The sequence below is a fragment of the Pseudomonas sp. AC252 genome, from assembly GCF_979258105.1.
The window spans coordinates 3,048,602-3,069,619 of the sequence record NZ_OZ409837.1; the positions used below are offsets into that span (position 1 = coordinate 3,048,602).

Sequence of the window (21,018 nt, forward strand, 5' to 3'; positions counted from 1 at the left end):
TCATCAATGAGAGCTCCATGTCCTCAACACCACCTCCCGCGCAACCGGCCTACGTTCTGCACAGTCGCGCCTATCGCGAAACCAGCGCGCTGGTCGACTTCCTCACGCCGCAAGGTCGGCTGCGGGCGGTGTTGCGCAGTGCGCGGGGCAAGGCTGGAACATTGGCGCGGCCGTTTGTGGCGCTGGAGGTCGAGTTCCGTGGCAAGGGTGAGTTGAAGAATGTCGGGCGCATGGAAAGCTCCGGCACCTCGGCCTGGCTCAACGGCGAGGCGCTGTTCAGTGGTCTGTATCTCAACGAACTGTTGATTCGCCTGCTGCCTGCCGAGGATCCGCATCCTGCAGTATTTGATCATTACGCCGCGACCTTGCTGGCGCTGGCCGAAGGTCGCCCGCTGGAGCCTTTGTTGCGCTCCTTCGAATGGCGATTGCTGGATGATCTCGGCTACGGCTTCTCCATGAACACCGATATGCACGGTGAGCCTGTGGCACCTGACGGTCTCTATCGCCTGCAAGTCGATGCCGGTCTCGAAAGGGTGTATCTGCTGCAGCCGGGCCTGTTCAACGGTACCGAACTCCTGGCCATGGCCGAAGCCGACTGGTCGGCGCCCGGTGCGCTGTCGGCGGCCAAGCGTCTGATGCGCCAGGCACTGGCAGTGCATTTGGGCGGGCGTCCGCTTGTCAGTCGCGAGCTGTTTCGCAAGCCCTGATATGCTGTGCGCCGAATCTCTCAATCCAGGAGCGCATCCGTGACCAGCAGCAATCGCATTCTTCTCGGCGTGAACATCGACCACGTTGCCACCCTGCGTCAGGCCCGTGGCACGCGCTACCCGGATCCGGTCAAGGCGGCGCTGGACGCAGAAGAGGCGGGCGCCGATGGCATCACCGTGCACCTGCGTGAAGATCGCCGGCACATCCAGGAGCGCGACGTGCTGCTGCTCAAGGATGTGCTGCAAACGCGCATGAACTTCGAAATGGGCGTCACCGAAGAAATGATGGCGTTCGCCGAGCGCATTCGCCCGGCGCACATCTGTCTGGTCCCGGAAACCCGCCAGGAATTGACCACCGAAGGTGGACTGGATGTGGCGGGGCAGGAAGAGCGCATCAGGGCTGCGGTCGAGCGCTTGTCGAAAATCGGCAGCGAAGTGTCACTGTTCATCGACGCCGACGAGCGCCAGATCGCCGCCTCCAAGCGCGTCGGCGCGCCGGCCATCGAGCTGCACACCGGGCGTTACGCCGATGCCGAAACCCCGACTGAAGTGGCTGAAGAGCTCAAGCGCGTCGCTGATGGCGTGGCATTTGGGCTGGCGCAGGGTCTGATCGTCAATGCCGGGCATGGCCTGCATTACCACAACGTTGAAGCAGTGGCGGCGATCAAGGGCATCAACGAACTGAACATTGGTCACGCGCTGGTGGCGCATGCGTTGTTCGTGGGCTTCAAGTCTGCCGTATCGGAAATGAAAGCGCTGATTCTCGCGGCGGCCAAGGTTTAAAGGCCAGCGCATGACAACTGTGGGAGCGGGCTTGCTCGCGAAAGCGGTGGGTCAGTCAAAGATGATGTCGACTGACACTGAGCATTCGCGAGCAAGCCCGCTCCCACAGTTGGATTTGAGGTGTTGTTAGAGCGGGGCGGGCTCTTGCGCCGGTTTCGACTTGTCGATCGCCGGCACATGCAGGTTGCCCTCGGCCACCTGATCGCCTTCAAGTTGCGGCTGGGTTACCCAGGTCAGGATGTCGTAGTAGCGCCGGATGTTCGCTACGAAATGCACCGGTTCGCCACCCCGGGCGTAGCCGTAACGGGTCTTGCTGTACCACTGTTTCTGCGACAGGCGCGGCAGGATTTTTTTCACGTCCAGCCACTTGTCCGGATTCAAGCCTTCCTTCACCGCCAGTTTGCGCGCGTCGTCCAGATGGCCGCTGCCGACGTTGTACGCCGCCAAGGCAAACCAGGTGCGGTCCGGTTCCTGGATCGAATCGTCCAGCTGATCCTTCATATAGGCCAGGTACTTGGCGCCGCCCATGATGCTCTGCTTGGGATCGAGGCGGTTTGATACACCCATCGCCTGCGCGGTGTTCTGAGTCAGCATCATCAAGCCGCGCACGCCGGTTTTTGACGTCACTGCGGGCTGCCACAGCGATTCCTGATAACCGATGGCAGCCAGCAGGCGCCAATCGACTTTCTCTTTCTTCGCGTAATTCTTGAAGTGCTGTTCGTATTTCGGCAGGCGCTGCTGCAAATGCTGGGCGAAGGTGGTGGCGCCCATATAGCCGAGGACATCAACGTGGCCGTAGTAGCGGTCTTTCAGGCGTTGCAGGGTGCCGTTTTTCTGCACCTTGTCCAGATAGGCGTTGATTTCATTGAGCAGGCTGTTGTCCTCGCCCGGGCCAACCGCCCAACTCTGACTGCGCGCATCACCGAGGTCGAAGGCCACACGAATATTGGTGAAGTACACCTGATTCATCGCCACTTCGTTGGAATCGACCAGGGTCAGGTCGATCTGGCCTTCATCGACCATGCGCAGCAGGTCGACCACTTCAACCGCGTCGGATTCTTCGTATTCGATGCCGGGAAATTTCTGTTTCAGCCCGGCCAGTTGCTCAGCGTGGGTGCTGCCCTTGAGCACCATGATCTTCTTGCCGACCAGATCCGCCGGATCGGTCGGCCGCGACTGGCCGTTGCGGTAGATGATCTGCGGGGTGACTTCAAGGTAGGAATGGGAGAACCGCACCTGCTTCTTGCGTTCATCGCTGCTGACCAGACCGGCGGCCGCGAGTACCGGGCCGTTCGGCTTGCCGACCTGGTTGAACAGGTCATCGAGATTGTCCGCGGTCTCGATCTTCAGCTCGACACCCAAATCGTCGGCGAAACGCTTCACCAGCTCGTATTCGAAGCCGGTTTCACCGCTGCGATCCTGAAAGTAGGTGGCGGGGCTGTTACGGGTAACCACCCGCAGCACACCGTCCTCCTTTACGCGCTCGAGTGTGTTGGGTTTATCAACACAGCCACCGAGCATCAGGAAGAGTCCGGTTGCGATCAGCCATTTGGCGTATCGCGGACGCAAAGCCGTTGGGAAAAACATCTGCGCAGTATACGCAAACGGCCACGGGCGCCATATCTCGACAGCGTAGGACGAGTCTGCTAGCGATCACAAATCCGAACGAAATCCCTTGAATACGGGCCTTCAGGGCATTTTGTTACAGTAAAAATAAGCCGCACTGAAACGCTCGATTTACCTGACCCCGGAGGCAGAAACACAGATTGCTACCCGAGTGCAACCGTGCGTAGCGTTTCGGGTGATGTTGAGGTCGGTTTAGGCTAGAATGCACGGCCTCAAAGCACACCCCTTCCCGAGGCTGTCCCGAAGATGTTGATCCTGCGCGGCGCTCCTGCCCTTTCTGCCTTTCGCCACAGCAAACTCCTTGAGCAACTGAGCCAGAAGGTTCCGGCTGTCAGTGGCCTGTATGCTGAATTCGCTCACTTCGCCGAAGTCACCGGCGTCCTGACCGGCGACGAACAGCAGGTGCTAGCGCGCCTTCTGAAGTACGGCCCAAGTGTTCCAGTTCAAGAGCCGACCGGCCGTCTGTTTCTGGTGTTGCCGCGTTTCGGCACCATCTCGCCGTGGTCGAGCAAGGCCAGCGACATCGCCCGCAACTGCGGCCTGAGCAAGATCCAGCGCCTGGAACGCGGTATCGCCTTCTATGTTGCAGGGCAGTTCAGCGAAGCCGAAGCCCAACTGATTTCGGACGCCCTGCATGACCGCATGACCCAGATCGTGCTGGCCAACCTCGAGCAGGCCGCCGGTCTGTTCAGCCACGCCGAGCCGAAGCCGCTGACTGCAATCGACATCCTCGGTGGCGGTCGCGCCGCGCTGGAGAAGGCCAACACCGAGCTGGGCCTGGCCCTGGCTGAAGACGAGATCGACTATCTGGTCAACGCCTTCAATGGTCTCAAGCGCAACCCGCACGACATCGAACTGATGATGTTCGCCCAGGCCAACTCCGAGCACTGCCGCCACAAGATCTTCAACGCCAGTTGGGACATTGACGGCCAGAGCCAGGAAAAAGCCTGTTCGGCATGATCAAGAACACCTATCAGATGCACAGCGAAGGCGTGTTGTCCGCTTATAAGGACAACGCTTCGGTGATCGTCGGCAACGTTGCCGGCCGCTTCTTCCCGAACCCTGAAACCCGTCAGTACGGCGCGGTGCAGGAGCCGGTGCACATCCTGATGAAGGTTGAAACCCACAACCACCCGACCGCGATTGCTCCGTTCCCGGGTGCATCGACCGGTTCCGGCGGTGAGATTCGTGACGAAGGTGCAACCGGGCGCGGCGCCAAGCCCAAGGCCGGCCTCACCGGTTTCACTGTATCGAACCTGCAGATCCCGGGCTTCGAACAGCCGTGGGAAGTGCCGTACGGCAAGCCTGAGCGCATCGTCACCGCGCTGGACATCATGATCGAAGGCCCGCTCGGCGGCGCTGCGTTCAACAACGAATTCGGTCGTCCGGCGCTGACCGGCTACTTCCGTACCTTCGAACAATCGATTACCACTCCGCACGGTGACGAAGTGCGTGGTTACCACAAGCCGATCATGCTCGCTGGCGGTATGGGCAACATCCGTGAAGAACACGTCAAGAAAGGCGAGATCGTTGTTGGTTCGAAGCTGATCGTGCTCGGCGGCCCGGCGATGTTGATCGGTCTGGGCGGCGGCGCGGCTTCGTCGATGGCCACCGGCACCAGCTCGGCGGATCTGGATTTTGCTTCCGTACAGCGTGAAAACCCGGAAATGGAGCGTCGTTGCCAGGAAGTCATCGACCGTTGCTGGCAACTGGGTGACAAGAACCCGATCAGCTTCATCCACGATGTCGGCGCGGGCGGTCTGTCCAACGCCTTCCCGGAACTGGTCAACGACGGCGATCGCGGTGGCCGTTTCGAACTGCGCAACATCCCCAACGACGAGCCGGGCATGGCCCCGCACGAAATCTGGTCGAACGAATCCCAGGAACGTTACGTTCTCGCCGTCGGCCCGGAAGACTTCGAGCGCTTCCAGGCGATCTGCGAACGCGAGCGCTGCCCGTTTGCCGTCGTCGGTGAAGCCACTGCCGAACCGCAACTGACCGTGACCGACAGCCACTTCGGCAACAACCCGGTGGACATGCCGCTGGAAGTGTTGCTGGGCAAGGCGCCGCGCATGCACCGTTCGGTGGTTCGCGAAGCCGAGCTGGGCGATGACTTCGATCCGTCGAACCTCGACATCAGCGAGTCCATCGAACGCGTTCTGCATCACCCGGCCGTAGCCAGCAAAAGCTTCCTGATCACCATCGGCGACCGCACCATCACCGGCCTCGTCGCCCGTGACCAGATGGTCGGCCCATGGCAGGTGCCGGTGGCTGACGTTGCCGTCACCGCCACCAGTTTCGACGTCTACACCGGTGAAGCCATGGCGATGGGCGAGCGTACACCGCTGGCTCTGCTGGACGCGCCGGCATCGGGCCGCATGGCCATCGGCGAAACCATCACCAACATTGCCGCCTCGCGCATCAACAAGCTCTCCGACATCAAACTGTCGGCGAACTGGATGTCCGCTGCCGGCCACCCGGGCGAAGACGCGCGTCTATACGACACCGTAAAAGCGGTCGGCATGGAACTGTGCCCTGAGCTGGGCATCACCATTCCGGTGGGCAAGGACTCGATGTCCATGGCCACGCGCTGGAACGATAACGGCGAAGACAAGACCGTCACCTCGCCGATGTCGCTGATCGTGACCGGTTTCGCGCCAGTGGCTGACATCCGTCAGACCCTGACTCCGGAGCTGCGCATGGACAAGGGCACCACTGACCTGATCCTGATCGACCTCGGTCGCGGGCAGAACCGCATGGGTGCTTCGATCCTCGCGCAAGTCCACGGCAAACTCGGCCAGCATGCGCCGGACGTCGATGACGCCGAAGACCTGAAAGCCTTCTTCGCAGTGATCCAGGGCCTCAACGCCGACGGTCACCTGCTGGCTTACCACGACCGTTCCGACGGTGGTCTGCTGACCTCCGTGGTGGAAATGGCCTTCGCCGGCCACTGCGGTCTGAGCCTGAACCTGGACAGCGTTGCCGAATCCGCTTCGGAAATCGCCGCGATCCTGTTCAACGAAGAACTCGGTGCGGTGATCCAGGTTCGCCAGGACGCCACCCCGGACATCCTCGCGCAATTCAGCGCCGCCGGTCTGGGCGACTGCGTGTCGGTGATCGGTCAGCCGATCAACAATGGCCAGATCAACATCACCTTCAACGGTGACACCGTGTTCGAAGGCCAGCGTCGTCTGCTCCAGCGTCAGTGGGCCGAGACCAGCTACCAGATCCAGCGTCTGCGCGACAACGCTGACTGCGCCGAGCAGGAATTCGACGCGCTGCTTGAAGAAGACAACCCGGGCCTGAGCGTCAAGCTCAGCTACGACGTCAATCAGGACATCGCCGCGCCTTACATCAAGAAAGGCATCCGCCCACAGGTTGCCGTGCTGCGTGAGCAGGGCGTCAACGGTCAAGTGGAAATGGCCGCCGCGTTCGACCGCGCCGGTTTCAGCGCGATCGACGTGCACATGAGCGATATCCTCGCCGGTCGTGTCGACCTCAACGAGTTCAAGGGCCTGGTGGCCTGCGGTGGTTTCTCCTACGGCGACGTGCTCGGCGCCGGTGAGGGCTGGGCCAAGTCGGCGCTGTTCAACAGCCGCGCCCGCGATGCGTTCCAGGGCTTCTTCGAACGTAACGACAGCTTCACGCTGGGCGTATGCAACGGTTGCCAGATGATGTCCAACCTGCACGAGCTGATCCCGGGCAGCGAGTTCTGGCCGCACTTCGTGCGCAACCGCTCCGAGCAGTTCGAAGCGCGCGTGGCGATGGTGCAGATCCAGGAGTCGAACTCGATATTCCTGCAGGGCATGGCCGGTTCGCGCATGCCGATCGCCATCGCCCACGGTGAGGGTCATGCCGAGTTCGCCAGCGAAGAGGCACTGCTGGAAGCTGATCTGTCCGGTTGCGTGGCGATGCGTTTTGTCGACAACCACGGCAAGGTCACCGAAGCTTACCCGGCCAACCCGAACGGCTCGCCGCGCGGGATTACCGGCCTCACCAGCCGTGACGGTCGCGTGACGATCATGATGCCGCACCCGGAGCGTGTGTTCCGTGCGGTGCAGAATTCGTGGCGGTCGGAAGACTGGAACGAAGATGCACCTTGGATGCGCATGTTCCGTAACGCGCGCGTCTGGGTTAACTAAGGCCTGTGTACAAGCTGGGGTTTTTTGTTCCTGACAGTCATGTCGAGGTGGTCAAAGGGGCTGTGTTCGCTGCCGGTGGTGGGCGGATCGGTGACTATGACCACTGTGCATGGCAGGTGCTTGGCCTGGGCCAGTTTCGACCGTTGGACGGCAGTCAGCCGTTTATCGGTCAGGCGGGGCAGGTTGAGCGGGTTGAGGAATGGAAGGTTGAGCTTGTCGTTGCGGATGAGTTGATTGTGGCTGTTGTGGCGGCGTTGAAGCTCAGTCATCCGTATGAAACGCCGGCTTATGAGGTGTGGCGGCTGGAGGATTTCTGATCTTCTTGGCTGCTTGAACGTGAAACCCGCAGATGAGGGATTGTCTGTGGGTTTTTTGTTGGCCTTGGTTTTATTTTGATTTGGGTGAATATCCGTTTTTGCGGTGCTGCGGCTGGCGGTTTCGCCTGACGGCGACTTACTTTTTTACAAGCCGGTGCGTGTCAACGTATCTGTCGCTTCACGGCTGTTTTAGGAGTCTATTACGCCCTTGTTTCAGGGCGCTCTGGATTCAGGTAAACAGCGTTTGCGAGTTTCCAATTACGTACTTCGCCGCTCCAACGGCTAGGGTTAGTTGCTTTGGCTGCCTTGTAAAGATTCTCCCGTGCCTGCAGTAACGCAGGTGCCTTGCCTTCGTGACGCTCATTGGGCGTCACGTATTTCAAGGCGCTATGACGATGCTCGTCGTTGTACCACTCAACGAATTTCTGCACCCAGAGTCGTGCTTCCGTGAGGTTGTCGAAGGGCCGCTCGGGCCACAGCGGGCAATACTTAGCCGTACGAAAAAGCGCTTCGGCATAGGCGTTGTCATTGCTTACTCGGGGTCGGCTGAACGACGGTTCGACGCCCAATGCAATCATGCTTTCTCGAAGAAGCGAGCCTCTCATTACGTGACCGTTGTCCGAGTGCAGTACCAGCGGACGACCCGCCGTACGCTCTCGTAAGCATCCTTTTTCAAGCAGTACGCATGCATGTTCTGCGCGTTCGGATTCGTGTACTTCGTTGGTCACTAATTTGCGGCTATAGATGTCTTTGACCATGTACCAGTAGTAAAAGCGACCTTTAACGGTGGTGGGTAACCACGTGATATCCCAACACCAAACTCGATTTGGGGCATCAGCACAATGTGTGGTCAAAGCTCGGCGCTTCGGAGCTTTGGCTCGGCCTCGACGGCTATTCTGATTTGCCTCTTTCAGCACCCGATAGAATGTTGATTCCGATGCCAGATAGATACCTTCGTCAGCTAACTTCGGGACAATCTGGTGCGGTGTCAGACTCGCGTAGCCAGGTTGATTAGCAGCATCCAAAACAGCCTGACGCTCTGCGACGCTGAGTTTGTTGGACGGTGCTTCGCGCTTGATGATCTGGCGCTTGTCGGCTTCGCAGTGTCGCCAACGCTGAACCGTCCGCAAACACAGCCCGATCTCTTTGCATGCACGAAACCGACGTGCACCACTTGCTACTGCCTCAGCGATCAGGCCCAAAGCCTGCACACGATCAGGGGCGCTGATCAGCCTTCCTTGTCCTTGCCCCAGATCGCATTGGCTTTTTTTCTGAGTTCCAGTAAAGCGACCGCCTCCTTGCAATCAGCATCGGATCGAAGCAGTTGTCGCTCCAGCTCCTTTATCCGTATTTGCTCGGTGGTCGGTTTTTTGTTGGGCTGAGGCTCCATCGCAGTGTTGGCATTCTGGCAAGCTTGGCGCCATTGCTGAATCTGCTCAGGATAAATGCCCTTGATTCGGCAATATTGTGAAAGCTCTACCTCGCTCAACGGCGCGGTTTCCAGAACGGCGTTGAATTTGTCGGCGCTGGACCACTGATTGCTGGTTTTATTATTCCCAGGAACAATCAATCCTTTATCTCTAGCCATTTGCCTCCAGTTTCGCAGTGACTGTGGGGTGACGCCGATTGCAACGGCGAGCTCTGCTACGGAACGGTTTAAGGGCGGCATCATTTGAAGAACAGCCCAGTCTCTGAAGTCATCGTCATAACGCTTCGGCATTGCTAGACACCTTCGCCCCCATGAATGGTTGAGTCAATCAACAGAGGTGACAGGTAGGCTGACACGGGGGAAGCGCCAAAAAAAGTAAGCAAAAAACGCTAGCTCCTACGTTCGGCCCTCGCAGGCTCGGGTTCCTTCGCTGCGGGACTGATCCGGGCGCAGCGGCTACGGCTTGCTTCGCTGCACCTCCTTCCGCTGTGTACGACTGCGTCGTACGGTCGCTGCGCTCCCACGCCCGGATCAATCCCTCCACTCAGCCTTCCGACGTCGCCAGTGGATCAAGATCAAGAGCACTCGAGCTTGCGCTCATTGTTGAGTGGGGCGGCTTTGCCGCGGGCAGCTTCGCTGCTTTGCTTTTCTGTGGGAGCGAGCCTGCTCGCGAAGGCGGCCTGACAGCCGACCTGTTTCTCGCTGAATGCTTGCGATCAAACTGTGGGAGCGGGCTTGCTCGCGAATGCGGCCTGACAGCCGACCTGTTTCTCGCTGAATGCTTGCGATCAAACTGTGGGAGCGAGCCTGCTCGCGAAGGCGGCCTGACAGCCGACCTGTTTCTCGCTGAATGCTTGCGATCAAACTGTGGGAGCGGGCTTGCTCGCGAAGGCGGCCTGACAGCCGACCCGTTTCTCGCTGAATGCACCCGATCACAATAGTAGGAGTGAGCCTGCTCGCGGTGAGGCCCATCCAGGCGCCCGAGAATTGGCGATTGTTTAAATCCGGTAACCAATAACCCGAACCTTCCCACAACGTTTTCAGGTTGTCCGTCGGACGTGCGAGCTCTAGTCTTTTCCCGTCGCTGCGAATCAGCGATCGGGAGTGAGATCCCCGGATAGCTTGCAACTGGCGCCAGCACCACGATAATTGGCGCCAGCTCAATCTGCTGCCTGCTTTATGGCGGCTGTGTGCGGGCAGACTTCGGTCTGGCCGGTTGCCTGCTCCGGTGGATCTCACCTCGCACATAGCTGCCACCTATTCGCCGCGTGAGATCCGGCGATCGATGGCTGCCCATCAGCATCAGCAGGAGAAGCATTTTGGATAAGATCGTCCCCGACCCACCCCTCGAACCCACCACCCCCTCGAACAAACCATCCGCGCCGACGATCTCGCGAAAAACCGCGAAGCGATCAAGCGCGCGCTGGATTTTTACCTGTGCCCTCAGCCGAGCAAAGCGCACCCGCCCGGCACCATGTTCCTCATCCAGCCCGACATCGACACCGAAAGCCTGCTCGCTCATGCCTGTGAGTCACTCACTTCAGCCAACACCCTGGCCAGTGATTTCGCCGATCAGTTGGGGCGACCGCAACGCCATACCGCGCTGGCGATTCAGCAGATCATCATGCTTGCCGAGCTGGCGGTGAACCGTGCGCTGGATCGGGTTGATCCTCGCGCCTGAAAAGCAGGTCTCACCCAGACGATGCCGCCCAGCGCGGGGCCGTGTTGAATGGCGCGCGGCTTTGAGCTCGGCATTCAACGCCGGATTCCAAGCCAAAAAACCACCGGGCCATCAAGCCCGGTGGTTTTCCATAACGTGCAATCGCACTGGCGTCACTTCACCTGGGTCAGCTTCACATCTGCTACAAGCATCTCGATCAACGTTCGCAGGTATTTGAAACCCTGATCTTTTTTCTCCCAGCGATCAACGAAGAACAGGCCTTTGTCATTGACCTGGATCGGCGTGACAACGATCCCCTCAGTCCTGGATTTATGCACCACGCTGGCGCTGCGGGTGTCTGCGTTCTCGATCAGGAAGTGCCCGGGTTGGGTCAGTTTGCTGCGACTGACAGAAGGCGTCGCGACGGGCTTTTTCGTTCCGGGGACGGCCACCTCCATGAGAAAGTCGCTGGTCAAGGCCCGAACGTTGGCCTCGCGCTTGCCGCTGACAAACTCCCACGAGCCACGGTGGATATCCCTGGCCAGTTCAGGGGCCGTATCGCGTACGTGCAGGCTGACGGCGGACAGGGTGTCGGCCAGACCTGGCACACCGAGATTGTAATTAGTGTGCGCACTGCCGATGAGCGCCAGCCATTTATGCGGCCCGTGAGCCAGTTGATCGGCTTCGATCACTTGGGTCGCGAAATAGCTGAACATCTCGTTTCGCGAAACATCCTCGTCATAAATGCCCTTGAGGTGGTAAGAGGCTGTGCAATCGAGGGCCCTAATGCGAATTTTGTATTTGGCCGCGGCCTGGAAGACCTCTGTGTACGTATCGTTCCCCTTGTAAGTGGGCATGTGTCCGCGATCCTGACGATGCAGATAGGCCTTCAGCCTGTCCGGCATGCGCTGAGTCCGCAGGAAAATATCGAGATCGGCCTGGTGCAGGTCGGTGAACAGGTGCTCCACATATAACGTGTCATACCCCGCTTCCTTGAGCGCTTTCATGTGCTTTTTCAGCAGTGCTTTGCTTGCTACATCGGCGTGGGCTTCGCCGATCAGCAGATTTAGATTTCCGTCGCGCAACTGCTGCAAAAAAGCTTCGAAAGTACAGTCGGAGGTGAGCACCGGCAGGATGGGTGCGTCGGGAGGGACGAATTCGGTAAAAGCGTTTCTGGCTGTTTTCTCCAGACGATTGCGCTGGGCGAGGAACGCGTCGTAGGCCTTTCTTTCACGGGCTACGGTCGGGGCGTAGTGCGAATCCAGGGATTTGGGTTGAGGCAACATGTCGGCGATGGCGTCGCGCAACGGCGCGGCAATATCGAATTCGCTGAAGTGATCAACAGGGGTGCTAGCGGCTGCGGGCCGGGAAACTGGCCGGGGCGCCTTGTACGTACTTGGCATTTGTACGAGGAAGTCACCTTGCGCTTTCGCTTCTCCGACGGTGGCACCGAGCGCATCCCTGCTTACGCGTGCGGGTTGATACAAGTCGACATCTTCGACACGCACGGCAACGGCATCATGCAGGTCGGCCAGACCCGGGGTCTTGTCGAAGGTGCACATGCGTGACTGTTCGGTGAGGACGATCCAGCGTTCCTGCGGCGCATCGGCGATATCGGCAGCCAGGGCCTTGTGCGAGTAGAAATTGCGGATGCTATTACTGCGGGGCGTCAGTGGCGATATTCCTGACAACACCATGGCGTGCTCCAGTTGGTAACTGGTTGAGGCGTCCAGCGCACTGATTTTAAAGCCCTTTTCCCGAGCCGTGCGTACCAGCCCCAGATAGGAGAAGGCGGCGTCCTCCTCGTGCCCAAGTGCCGCATCCATGGTTTTCAGATGGTTTTTGATATTTCTCCAGCTTCCACCTTTGTTCATTTTTTCCAGCTTGGGATGGAAAACATCGCCCGCCAGATATTCCACATAGAGACGCTTGAAGCCACTGGCAGCGAGCGCGTCCAGATTCTCGATCAGCAGTTGTTTACTGGCGATCGAACCGGGTTGGGCGCCGATGACCAGATTTTTCCCCTTGCACGCATCGCTGATGATCAACTGTGCAAATGTGTTGTCGGCGGCAACGTCAGCGACCTGAGCGCGAGCGGGCAACGGAGCGAGTTCAGCGAAATGTCGGGTGGCGTCTGTGGTGAGTGTTTGCACTTGCTCCAGGTAGACACTGCGTGTCTTGGAAAATCGCTTGACAGTCTCGGTAAGTATTGAATGTGGCAACGCCATGAAAGCCGCGCTGTTTTTGAGGGCCTCACTTCTGGACTGCGGATCCATTACTTTTTTGACGTTGTCCCAATGTTCGGGCGCAACACCATAGTCTTTATGCGGCCCCGGCGTTTCTGGAACAGCGTCATATTTTGGCGCGCCGCCGGCCACACCGCTGCGCACCATCATGCCGTCCGCGTTGCGCACGGTGAGGATGCCCGTCGACACCAGCTCCGGGCTACCGGGCACAGTGGTGTACAACAAATAACGGCCGAGCGCGTCGGGTTGGTGACTGGCCCAATAGAGCTTGCCCCTGAACATCACCGTACCCATGTCATCCCGCTGCGGTGTGGCTGCAACCCGGTCAATCAGCGTGACTGTCTGTTGCTGCTCTATGCTGGCGGCCTTGGCGGTCTGGCGCAGCGGTCGGTTGAGCGGTTTGAGTGAACGCAGGGCGGGACGCAGATCGGTCAGCACTGCGCCGGCGCTGTTGAACAGGTAACCAAGCAGATGCATGAACGCTTCGCCCTGTTCACCCTGGCGATACGCGTGCAGCGCCAGCATGGCGTCCTTGAACGCCAGCAACAGGCCAGTGCTCAGGCTCAACAAAGGAAAAGGCGCTGTCGCGATGGCGGTAACCCATTCGACACAGGTCCAGACCAGGCTGCTGATCATCTGTGCCCGGCTGGTGGTGGTGGCGTGGACATCATCGATCTTGCGTTGCAGCTTCATGTCATAGGCATCACGCAGATCCTTGACCGGATCCACCGACGTCGTCGAGTCATACCGGGCTGGACCTGGGGTGGTTCGGTTGATCTCCTGTGGCAGGTCCTTTTTGGCCGTTTCCAGAAACGTACGGACCCGCTTCTGAGCCTGAACCCCGACCCTGACTGTCAGATATTCGATCAGCCCATCGGTCTGCTTGAGCAGGTAATTGAACAGCCGCGCTTCGCGAAAAGCGACACCGTCGGGGGCATCCGGGGTGTAGAGCAGCGCCGGCTGTTTGTCGTGGCTGAACAACCAGGTATCGATGACCCATTCACCGTCAATCATCAGCCGGTGGATTGGATAGCGAGTGCGCGTTGGCGGTGAAGTGTCGTCCATGCTGGCGATGCTCCGCTCCAGCCATTGCCGATCGCTGGAGCTGATATGCCCCTGCAGTTGGCATTCCAGGGCAGCGCTTTTCATCTGCCGCTGAGTAATGGCCAGAAGGGTGCTGCGCCGGAGCACATAGCCTTCGCTGGCTGGACTTTGCAGTTCGGCTTTGACTTTGTCGGTATAGCGCTTGCCAATCCAGACCCCGGTGACCGAGCGCGCGACATTCTCCGCGGTGAGATTGCTGACATCGATACCCTTCGGACCTTTGAAGCGTGCCGATCGGGAAAATTTTGCATCGAGGAAACCGATCCCGTCGGCATAGCCGTCACGATACAGCTCGGTGTAGGTCAGCGGCTTGGGGGTCAGCGCCGGAATGATCGACATCGGTGAGTAGGCCCAGACGGTGTCCGGGTCTACATCATTGTCCGGGCGTTTGAGCAAGCGGTTCAGGCTGATCTTTGCCTGCTCGTGCACGAAAGCATCGAAGGCCGGAAAGCGGCTGCCGGATAACGGATGCGTGGCAAATGCGCGCAACGTGTTCTCGGCGCCTTCGGTCAGGGTCGTCAGCTGTCTGCGGTGGGCGGCGGTGGTCTGGCGATACCATAGCGGCGTGCTGAAGTCGTAGTCATCGATTCGCGTCGACAGCACGTGCTCAGCCATTGCGCGCAGGCAATCGAGATGGCTGCCACAGTGCTCGAAGGTGACCTTTTTGTATTCCATGGCTTCAGGCTTGAAGCTCAGCGCGGACAGTACCTTGCGCATACTCGGACGAAAGCGCATTGGCGCGCGATTGAGCAGGTAGCCAGCCATGCTCTCGGAGTCATCGAGGCTCTTCGCCCAGTCGAGCACGTGGGTCTGGCATTCGATTTCGCTGTCGAAAGCCTGGAACTGCCGGTCGCGTGGCGCTTGTGGAGTGCACAGCAATACGCGTTTCACGGCGCCAGTGGCGCTGGATTCGCGCAGTACCCACAGATCCTGCAATTGTGCGCCGTGCAAGGACAGTGTTGCGGCCTGCAAGTGAAGGTCACTGGCGTTGCGCAGTCGCTGGATCATTTGTACGTCGCTGTCGAGCAGATGCCCCTGCAACATGGCGCTGTAGGCCAGGGCGACGATCCTTTGGTCGAGCATATGCTCGATGGCTGGTCGGACGGTACGTCGGGCATGCATGTCGCGCTGCAGCTGAGCGAAGTCAACGCGAGGCTGCAAGTCGATTGCCTGCTCGACCAGCCAGGCGGGCGTCAGGTCGGCGAATTCCAGCGGCAGGGGCGCATGGTCATAGGTGAGCGTGGTGTGCCTGAGGAATTCCGACCCCGGCAATTCATCGCCGGTGTGCGGGCCTCGCAGCGACAGGTCGAGCAGGCTGCGCTGATGAACATAGACGCCGAATCCAGGCACGCGCCGATCAGTGCTGATCTGCAGTTTATCGATGTCCAGATCGTCGATTTCCAGGTCATCGCTCAGACGCTGCAGCCATTGTTCGCGAGCGAGCGCCGTCAGGCTGACCAGCGGCCCCATCAGGTCGAGCAGTTTCTGTCGCGCCTGTTGATAGTTGCCGACATGCTCTGCCAACTCGGTTTGCCGCGTAGCACTGGCGCTGCGAAACCAGTCCGGTGCGCTGTTACGCAAATGCCGTTCGAACAGGGTCTGGGCACGCAATTCGAGGCGCGGGGTGAGCTCCGGTAGCGCAGCGGCGATGGCACGGTCGAGGGCGGCGCGCAATTGCGCCGGGTCCTGTTGTGGATTGTCGACGAAGCTCAACGCCCGTTCGATGTCTTGCGTGCGTTTATCGGCGAGGGTGTCACAGGCGCGCTCGAACAGCGGCTGACTGTCGATCAACGACAGTTGCAACGGCCAGATGCCGGCTGCGCTCAAGTCGTGATATCGCACGGGCAGCATTTGTCGGAATTCCTCGCGGCTGGCGGGGTGTTGCAGGTAGTGCAGCAGCCGGGCATCCAGATCTTCCAGCGAGTTGAAGGCTTCGATACCTCGCGAAGGGGTGAACAACAGCACGTCGCCGACGTTTTGTGTGGTGACCAGACCATCGAGCGTCGGGCTGCTTTTTTCAGTCACCACAAAGGCACCGGCGAGTTCGATGGTTTGCCCTTGGTAGCTGAACTGCACAGCGTAGGCTGCCGGTCGCAGGGCCGGGCCCAGGGTGAGTTTTTCCAGCAACGCGCCGGCGTCGGGGTGCAGCAGACGATCTTTTACAGCCTGCCGCGCCTCGTGCTCGAGCGCGGTGAATCCTGCATCGTAGGTCAGAAAAGACTTTGCGGATTTTCCGTCGATCTGGTCACGCAGATCCATGTCGAGCAGTGTCGTATCGAGGTTTTTTTCAGGTCCGCCAGCAAGGATTTGCCGCTGCTGCTCTCTAGATCGCTGTCGGCCAAGGCCTGATACAGCGCACGGCTGCGCCGCACAAACTGCTCGCGATGGCTCTTGAGCAAGCCGTTGATGCGGTTCAGACAGGCTTGTTCGGTCGTGGTTTTCTGCTCTGGCAGCAGCGCGGTTTCGAGATTGAAAAAGTGATGCCCGATCTGATTGAGATCGCTTCTGATCTCATCGAACGTCGGGGCGGTGGATGTGCTCATGGGCACGCTCTCCATGCGTGTGGGATGAACACCGAGCATGCCGAGGGTGCGCGAGAGGAGGGTGGTAGATATTTATTGCTTTGCCGGCGGAAAAATAGCCCGCCGTGCGTGTTGCGCTTTGTCGCACGGCGGGCCACAGGCCGATGTTTTGAACCATGGAAGCGAGCCTGCTCGCGACGCGGCCCGCCAATCACCGCTGGTTCAAACCTGCGCGTTGATTTCCCGGCGACTGACCAACCCTTCGATCGCTGCACTCAGACTCGCCGCTTTCTCGCCAACCAGCAGATGCCAGACGCCACCGTCCAAGTGGCTGACGCCCATACATCCCAGCGCTTTCAGCTGCGCCTCTGACAACGCCTTGCCATCGGCCAGTTGCAGGCGAATCCGGGTCATGGCGATGCAATCGAGTTGCAGCACATTGTCGCTGCCGCCCACGGCATTCAGCCATTGCTGAGCCTCGTTGCTGGTGAGCGCAACGGTCTTTGGCCGATCGACAATGTCAGCCGCTTCAATCGCAGCCACACGGCCCAACGCCGGCATCGCCAGGCGGATTTCATCAGCGATGCTATCGGCCAGCGGCCCGACCACCACCTGCAAACTGCCACCCTTGCCCGGGCGCACCACGGCCATTGCGCCCAGCGCTTTCAGCCCGGCATCCGAGGCCTTGTTGCGGTCGACCATTTCCAGGCGCAGTCGCGTTGTGCAGGCGCCGACCGTGAGCAGGTTCTCTGCGCCGCCCAAGGCCTTGATGTAAGCGCTGGCGCGTTCGGTTTCCGAGAGCACGGCTTTTTCAGTCGTGGCCACATCTTCGCGTCCCGGCGTTTTCAGGTTGAAGCGGCGGATGCAGAAGTCGAAGACCAGGTAATAAATCGCCGCATAAGCCAGCCCGACCGGCACCACCAACCAGCCATTGGTCGACTTGCCCCAGCCGAGAATCATGTCGATGAAGCCACCGGAAAAGGTAAAGCCCAGATGAATGTTCAGGCCGTTGGTGATTGCCATCGACAACCCGGTCAGCAACGCATGCAGAAGGAACAGCAGCGGCGCGAGGAACATGAAAGCGAATTCGATCGGCTCGGTCACACCTGTCAGAAACGAGGTCAGGGCCATCGACAGGAAGATCCCGCCCATCACCTTGCGCCGCTCCGGCAGGGCGTTGCGGTACATCGCCAGACAGGCGGCGGGCAGGCCGAAGACCATCATCGGGAACATGCCGGTCATGAACTGGCCGCCCTTCGGATCGCCAGCAAAATAGCGCGACAGATCGCCGGTCACCAGGGCACCGGTGGTCGGGTCGGTGAAGTTGCCGAAAACGAACCACGCCATGTTGTTGAGGATGTGATGCAGGCCGGTGACGATCAGCAGGCGGTTGAACACGCCGAAGACAAAGGCGCCGAGGCTGCCGCTTTCCATCATCAGCGCGCCGAACGCGTTGATGCCCTGCTGGATCGGCGGCCAGATGTAGCCGAACAGCACGCCCAGCCCCACCGCCGCAAACCCGGTGACAATCGGCACAAAACGCCGGCCACCGAAGAACGCCAGATACTCCGGCAGCTTGATGTCCTTGAAGCGGTTGTACAGCGCGCCGGCCAACAGACCGCTGACGATCCCGGCGAGCATGCCCATGTTGATGGTCGAGTCGAGCACCTTGAGCGTGGAGATCATCACCAGATAGCCGATCACCCCGGCGAGGCCGGCGGTGCCGTTGTTGTCCTTGGCAAAACCGACGGCGATGCCGATGGCGAAGATCATCGCCAGGTTGGCGAAGATCACCTGTCCGGCATCGTGAATGATGGCGATGTTCAACAGATCCGTATCACCCAGACGCAGCAGCAGGCCGGCGATCGGCAGAATCGCGATCGGCAGCATCAGCGCACGGCCGAGGCGTTGCAGGCCTTCGATGAAGAGTTGGTACATGGCGTTTGTCCTTGTTGTTTTTGTTAGCGCAGAGGCCAATGTTGATGACAGGCGTGACGCACGGCGGCGGCGCTGGAGAGCTTGAGCAGGTCGCGGCTCAGACGCTGACATTCGGCTTCGTGCAACTGGCGCACGCGGTCCTTGATTTCACCGATCTGCACCGGGCTCACCGACAGTTCGGTGACGCCGAGGCCGATCAACACTGGCGTCGCCAGCGGGTCGGAGGCGAGGGCGCCGCAGACACCGACCCAGCGCTTGTGCACCGCCGCGCCTTCGCAGGTCATGGCGATCAGACGCAGCAACGCCGGGTGCAGGGCATCGACCCGCGCGGCCAGCCCGGCGTGATCGCGGTCCATGGCCAAGGTGTATTGCGACAGATCGTTGGTACCGATCGAGAGGAAGTCGGCGTGTTCGGCCAGTTGTTCGGCTTGCAGCGCGGCGGCGGGGACTTCGATCATCACGCCGATCTCCGGGCGCTCGGCAATGCGCAGTTCAAGCCGCAGTGCATCGACGCGCTGGCGGATGTGCAGCAGTTCGTCGACCTCGGTGACCATCGGCAACAGAATCCGGCAACGCGACAACGGCTTGACCTGCAACAGCGCGCGCAGTTGCTGATCGAGAATTTCCGGCCGCGCCTGGGCCAGCCGAATGCCGCGCAGACCGAGCACCGGGTTGGCTTCGGGCGGCAGTGGCAGGTAGTCGAGTTGCTTGTCGCCGCCGACGTCGATGGTGCGGATGATCACCGGCTTGTCGCCCATGGCATCGATCACCGCTTGATAGGCGCTGCGCTGTTCTTCGACGTCCGGTGCAGTCTGGCGATCGACGAAGAGAAACTCGGTACGCAACAGGCCGACACCATCGGCACCGTTGGCAAATGCGTCTGCCGCTTCGTTGCTTGAGGCGACATTGGCGACCACTTCGATGTGCACGCCATTGCGCGTTTCAGCGGGCAAATGGGCTTTGGCCTGTTGGCTGTCGCGACGCTGCTGACGCTTGATCTGCGCCTGTTGCACTTCAGCCAGGCGCTCGGCGTTTGGCGTCAATTCGAGACGGCCGTCGTCAGCGTCGAGCACCACGGCCTGATCTTGCGGCTGCTCAAGCAATTGCGCGCCCAAAGCGACGATGCACGGCAGACCTTTGCCGCGCGCCAGAATCGCTACGTGGGAGGTCGCGCCGCCCTCGGCCATGCACAACCCGGCGACGCCTTGCGCGCTGAGTTGCAGCAGATCCGATGGCGTCAGTTCATGGGCGGCAACGATGGCGCCGGCCGGCACCTGGTATCCCCAGGCCTCGCCAAGCAGAGCGCGCAGGACGCGTTGCTTGAGGTCGCGCAAATCGTTGGCGCGTTCGGCCAGCAGCGGACTGCCGGTGCCTTGCAGCATGTCGCACTGGGTGTCGATCGACTGACTCCAGGCGTGCGTCGCCGCGGTGCCTTGCGCGATGAATTGCTGCGCGGCTTCGAGCAGGGCCGGGTCTTCGAGCAGCGCCATGTGTGCGGCGAAGATCGCCTCTTCGTCGGCGTTCTGGTGCTTTTTCGCCTGGGCTAGGGTGGCGGCGATTTCGCTGCGCACCGCGTTCAATGCCGTTTCAAGCGTCTGCTGCTGTTGCGACGGATCGTGATGGCCCGCATCCGCCGGCAGAGTGATCGCGTTCAAGCGAAACAACGGCCCGGCGACCAGCCCCGGCGTCGCGCAAACACCGTGCAACACGCCAGCCTCGGCCGGGCGTTTCAGCGCCGCAGTGCTGACCGGCGCTTGCGCGTGATGATCGTCCGGCAGCGCCGTGGCCAATGCGCTGAGCAGCGCTTGCAATGCGGCATCGGCGTCCGGCCCCTGACAACTGACCTGCACTTCATCCTGCTCACCAATGGCCAGCCCCATCAAACCGATCAGGCTGTTGCACGGCGCCGATTTGCCGTTGAAGTGCAGCTGTGAATGGCTGCTGAAACCCTGCGCGGTTTGCCGGATCAGCGCAGCCGGACGGGCGTGCAGACCGCCGCGATGAGCGACCCGCACCTGGCCATGAACCTCAGGCCCGGCGCTTGTATCGGCATTCGCCGCTACAACATTACGCGCGATGACGTGCAGCAACGGCTCGCCGACTTTCACTGTCTTGAGCGTGATCGGCCGTACCTGAAAATCCGCGCTGTTGGTCAGTATCAGCAGGCTGACCAGGCTTTTGCACTGCTGGCCGACCTTGTCCAGGTCATAACGCAACAGCGGCTGACCGAGGCTGACGCGATCGCTTTCCTTGACCAGCATGGCGAAACCTTCGCCATTCAACTCAACGGTGTCGAGGCCCAGGTGCAAGAGGATTTCCGCGCCGTTGTCGGCGCGCACGGTCACCGCGTGGCTGCTGCGCGCGACGTGGATGACCACGCCGGCGCAGGGCGAATACAGCGTGTCATTGAGCGGGTCGATGGCAATGCCGTCGCCCATCGCGCCACTGGCGAACACCGCGTCCGGGATGTTGGCGAGCGTCAGCACGGGACCGCTGAGCGGGGCGCTGAGGGTCAGCTCTTTATTGTTGTCGGGCATGGCTGGG

General features: G+C 60.3%; 9 protein-coding genes and 2 pseudogenes. 5 read left to right on the top strand and 6 right to left on the bottom strand.

Features of this window, described 5'->3' with window-relative positions:
• The first annotated feature begins 17 nt into the window (after positions 1-17).
• Both recO and pdxJ read left to right on the top strand, forming a co-directional pair.
• Complete coding sequence (gene recO, locus ACZZZ4_RS13835; RefSeq protein WP_463548037.1) at positions 18-707, top strand: DNA repair protein RecO; 690 nt, start codon at positions 18-20, stop codon at positions 705-707.
• A gap of 39 nt (positions 708-746) precedes the next feature.
• Positions 747-1,490, top strand: a complete 744-nt coding sequence (gene pdxJ, locus ACZZZ4_RS13840; protein ID WP_463548038.1) for a pyridoxine 5'-phosphate synthase — start codon at positions 747-749, stop codon at positions 1,488-1,490.
• 126 nt (positions 1,491-1,616) lie between these two features.
• Here the strand turns inward: pdxJ and mltF are convergent, their stop codons facing one another.
• Complete coding sequence (gene mltF, locus ACZZZ4_RS13845; RefSeq protein ID WP_463548039.1) at positions 1,617-3,077, bottom strand: membrane-bound lytic murein transglycosylase MltF; 1,461 nt, start codon at positions 3,075-3,077, stop codon at positions 1,617-1,619.
• A gap of 285 nt (positions 3,078-3,362) precedes the next feature.
• On the opposite strand from mltF, the pseudogene purL reads away from it, so the two are divergent.
• Both purL and ACZZZ4_RS13855 read left to right on the top strand, forming a co-directional pair.
• A pseudogene (gene purL / locus ACZZZ4_RS13850) lies at positions 3,363-7,258 on the top strand (phosphoribosylformylglycinamidine synthase).
• Positions 7,259-7,263: 5 nt separating this feature from the next.
• Entirely contained in the window at positions 7,264-7,575 is a 312-nt protein-coding gene (locus tag ACZZZ4_RS13855; RefSeq protein ID WP_463548040.1) for an NGG1p interacting factor NIF3, read from the top strand.
• Between the two features lie 200 nt (positions 7,576-7,775).
• On the opposite strand, the gene ACZZZ4_RS13860 is transcribed toward ACZZZ4_RS13855, so the two are convergent.
• Positions 7,776-9,295 (bottom strand): IS3 family transposase gene (locus ACZZZ4_RS13860; RefSeq protein WP_374046330.1). Its coding sequence is split into 2 segments (ribosomal slippage): positions 7,776-8,830 and positions 8,830-9,295, totalling 1,521 coding nucleotides; the frame shifts between segments, so codons are not numbered across the junction.
• Positions 9,296-10,323: 1,028 nt separating this feature from the next.
• Here ACZZZ4_RS13860 and ACZZZ4_RS13865 point away from each other — a divergent pair.
• Positions 10,324-10,685 (top strand): annotated as a pseudogene (locus ACZZZ4_RS13865) (DUF6124 family protein).
• A 152-nt stretch (positions 10,686-10,837) separates the two neighbouring features.
• Here the strand turns inward: ACZZZ4_RS13865 and ACZZZ4_RS13870 are convergent.
• The 4 genes from ACZZZ4_RS13870 to ptsP form a co-directional block, all read right to left on the bottom strand.
• The gene (locus ACZZZ4_RS13870) at positions 10,838-16,273 is read right to left on the bottom strand and encodes a membrane-targeted effector domain-containing toxin (RefSeq protein WP_463548041.1); all 5,436 of its coding nucleotides are present in this window, start codon (positions 16,271-16,273) and stop codon (positions 10,838-10,840) included.
• On the bottom strand, positions 16,225-16,557 hold the full coding sequence (locus ACZZZ4_RS13875; protein WP_463548042.1) for a hypothetical protein: 333 nt from the start codon (positions 16,555-16,557) through the stop codon (positions 16,225-16,227). The genes ACZZZ4_RS13870 and ACZZZ4_RS13875 overlap by 49 nt, the downstream gene beginning before the upstream one ends.
• Before the next feature lie 201 nt (positions 16,558-16,758).
• Positions 16,759-18,474 (bottom strand): N-acetylglucosamine-specific PTS transporter subunit IIBC, encoded by a 1,716-nt coding sequence (gene nagE / locus ACZZZ4_RS13880; RefSeq protein WP_463548043.1) that lies wholly within the window; start codon positions 18,472-18,474, stop codon positions 16,759-16,761.
• Between the two features lie 23 nt (positions 18,475-18,497).
• Positions 18,498-21,011: a phosphoenolpyruvate--protein phosphotransferase gene (gene ptsP / locus ACZZZ4_RS13885; RefSeq protein WP_463548044.1), complete on the bottom strand. Its 2,514-nt coding sequence runs from the start codon at positions 21,009-21,011 to the stop codon at positions 18,498-18,500.
• Between the last annotated feature and the right edge of the window lie 7 nt (positions 21,012-21,018).